Origin of the sequence: Apilactobacillus sp. (assembly GCF_025290035.1) — a bacterium.
Classification (GTDB): domain Bacteria; phylum Bacillota; class Bacilli; order Lactobacillales; family Lactobacillaceae; genus Apilactobacillus.
In genome coordinates this window covers 1-3,590 of the sequence record NZ_JAMBKT010000032.1, presented here as the reverse complement: position 1 = coordinate 3,590, position 3,590 = coordinate 1, and the positions used below count along the sequence as shown (strand labels likewise).

The 3,590-nt window shown below is 35.7% G+C and carries 2 protein-coding genes; one reads left to right on the top strand and one right to left on the bottom strand.

Annotation, left to right across the window (positions count from 1 at the left end; all coding sequences use genetic code 11):
• Positions 1-3,122, bottom strand: a 3,122-nt coding sequence (locus M3005_RS05705; RefSeq protein WP_293794481.1) for a PD-(D/E)XK nuclease family protein, incomplete at its 3' end; no start/stop codon positions are given.
• 340 nt (positions 3,123-3,462) lie between these two features.
• Here M3005_RS05705 and M3005_RS05700 point away from each other — a divergent pair.
• A partial coding sequence (locus M3005_RS05700) for a manganese catalase family protein (protein WP_293794483.1) occupies positions 3,463-3,590 on the top strand: 128 nt, incomplete at its 3' end.

Sequence of the window (3,590 nt, the reverse complement as noted above, 5' to 3'; positions counted from 1 at the left end):
TTAGGATTGTAAACATGCATATAAACTGCTCCCGCTAAAGCAGCCTTTTCTTCTTCATCAATAATACCTAGGTTGTGTGCTAACACATCAATATAAGTCATCATTTGCATTGAAGTTCCATCAAAAACTTTTGAGAAATCAATCTTACGTTCACTAGATTTGTAATCAACAACACTTAGGTAATTAGTTCCATCAATATTCATTGAATCAATGCGGTCGATTCGACCACGAACGTTAACTAATTTAGCAGTGGTCAATTGCGCACTCTTCGGTAATTCAAAACTCAATGGTGCTAAATCACCATCACGACCAACTTGACCAAAGGAAATTTCAGTTTTCTTCGCACGCATTGGCGTGTATTGGCTTTGTTTCTGAATCGTATTAATCGTGTGTTTAACAGTTTTGACCAATTGATTTTTAATGTAGTTCATTCGATGCGAACTAGTTAAAATCGTGTATTGGAAATCGTTAGGGTCTTCTAGCATCTTAGCAACGACAGTATCGACCAATTCGTTCAAAACTTTATTATCGATACTTGCCAAATCAATATGTTCTTCATTAACGATTCGCATTAATCTATCCATAGATTCATGGTAGAACTGTCCGGTACTAGCTGGTGATAAGTCGAAGACATCTCGTTCTTTCAGTTTTAATCCGTAGCGTAAGAAGTATTCATATGGATTACTGTAGAATTGTTCCAACTTCGAAATTGAAGTGTTGATTTGTTCACCATATAAACCGGTGACGATTTCTTGACTCAATGGGGTTGGGGTATTGTTGTAATCCAACCCACCCAATAGTTTATTAGCGAGTAATTTATAATTTGGATTTTGATTCAATTGTTGGTAAATATAATTCCAAGCGGGTGATAAATTAGCATTGGTTAGTTTGGCATGTTGACTCGCTTGTACCAAATGACTCAATGTTGAGCGATATGTTCCCACATATGCGGTTATGTCATCCATTTCAGCACTTGGTTGACTCACAATATGGTTAATCGATAGATTGAAGTGGTTCTTAATGCGTTCCACGTATGGCGAAATTTGGACTGATGATTCGTCACTATCGCCTAAACTATATGTGAAGATTAACTTTTCACTACCAGATAAAAAGGCTAAGTAGTTCAAAAATGGATCGTTAGCCATTTGATTTTCTGAAGTTTCACGAAGGTATTGGTCGTCAGCAAAAAAGTCTCTTAAATCATCACGGTCAGCGTCACCAAATAACGCTTCATTTGTGACCTTATCTGGCATTACTTCATCAGTGGACCCCATCATGAAGACGACTTTACGGTTATTCATTTGAACGATTCCACTTTCTGAAATCCCAACTTGGTCCAATGTGGATGGAATTTGTGAATAACTAGCACCACTAAAACCACTTTGTAGTAAGTCTAGAAAATCGGCTGCCGCAAATTCACGATGGCCTAGCATTGATACATAATCATCTAACAAATTACAAAATGTTTGCCATACTTGTTCAGATTGACCAGCCTTCACAAGATCTTCGTCATGAATGGCTTGATTACGCCAATTAACTAATTGGTCTGAAACACCCATGCTAATTAAAAATTGATATAAAATCCCGGCAGCTTCTTGACCTGTCTTAGCTGCTTTAATTGATTTGAAAAATGGTGGGAAATTATCTCTAATAAAGTGGCGAATCACATTAATTTTTTCGGAAATATCACGGAAACGTTGCGCGGTAATGCCAAAGTCATCGTCGGATAACCATGCATATTGCCAATCATCTTTTTGGGTCCAACGACTGCCTTCGTAACCATTTTTAAGTACTAAGTTTTCGGTTAAGGCCACGTATTTACGGTAGTCTTCAATTGATAAATAGTTTTCATCATCAATTTTGGGAAGCATTAATTCAGTCTTCAATAGACGCATGACGTCTTGATATTGGTACTTGCGACCCCCGTCTTCCAAACTAAATAAGGCATTAATTAATTCCACTAGTGGATGGTCTGCCATTGATTTTGAGACATCATTAAAAGCCGGTATATCCATTTGACTAAATACCGGATTTAAAACATTTTGATAACGGTCCAAATGACGCGTTAAGATTAAGAAATCAGAATAATGATAACCTTGTTGTGCCACCATTCTTCTGATTTTGCTGGCAATTAATTCGACTTCAGCAAATGGATTGTCAGATTTATAAATTTGCAACGATGTGTTGTCTTTTAATTGGTGGTCATCAATGGTTCCCAATGCGGTTGATTGCGCCCAAAATTGGTCCAATGATAATAAATCATCACTAACTCGTTGTTGCTTAGCAAATTGGTCCACTAATACTGGGACGTTATTTACGCGCGCAATATTATAAAAACGGTGGTACCACTTAGCTGATTGAAAGAATAAACTAGGACCCTGTGGCAATTCATCTGGGTACTTACGGTCTAGATTAAGACCAATTGTTACTGACTGCGCCTGCTTAATTAATAGTTCCACTAGCTTAGCTTCTTGGGCGGTAAATTGGTTAAAGCCATTAAAGTAGAAATGACTGTGAGATAAGTCTAATTCATTGGTTTCTATGTACCGGCAGAAAAGATTCAATACATCTGATTTATATAGATACTTACCTTGCGTAGCTTCTTCAAAACCACGATAAATAATGATAAAATCGTGCATTTTATCGCGAAGTCCGGCATTGATTTTGTCGTTATTATCAACAATTCTCTTTAAATCGGCTGCACTAATTTGACCAGCTTGCATTTCACCAATTTGTTGCCCAATTTTTTGGATAAAACCCGGTTGATCAGTTTCACCACGAAAAACGGTCAATTCATCTTGATGGTCTAGTAAAATTTGGTAAATCAACATGTTAATGCCAGATTCACTTAAATGTGTTTTTTGATATTCTGGATGATTTTTCATGTAATACCAGACTAGTCGAGTAATAGAAAAGGTTTGAAATTTACTTTCTGCATAAATGTTGTCATCATTAACATTTAAATGCTTTAAAGCTTGCACTTCAGATTCAAACTTAATATGGTTGGGAACAATATAGAAAAAAGCATCTGAATTTTTAGTATCGATGGCTTTTCTTAATGAATCCATAATCACTTGTTCATGATCGTAACTCGCAGTTCCTAAAATAAATTGTAGTGACATTTAAAGACCCCTTTTCCATTAACTAATACTTTAATTATATAATACGCGTCTATACATTTCAGACTTTTCAATTAATCAATTTAAAATTTAAATCACTTATAACCACTATCTTTTTATTTAAATAAAAAAATGAAAAAAAGAAGCTTTTTCTTAGACAGATTTTTTCGGTTGTGGTATATTAAATCGTACACGAAATATTAATACAAAATGTATGAGTGTTTCGAGAATTATAAATGATTATGATGTACGGCACGAATGGTTTTTATTTATTGGGATATCTCTAACTTGAGGTTAAATACGAATCCAATTCGAGTGTTGACATCAGAGAAAGAGGTATATTATGTTTAGACATACACGCGCATTACAATACAACGCTAAGCCAGATCGTCCAGATCCAATTATGGCTCGTCGTTTACAAGAAGCCCTAGGTGGTCAATGGGGTGAAACTACTGGTATGATGTCATACCT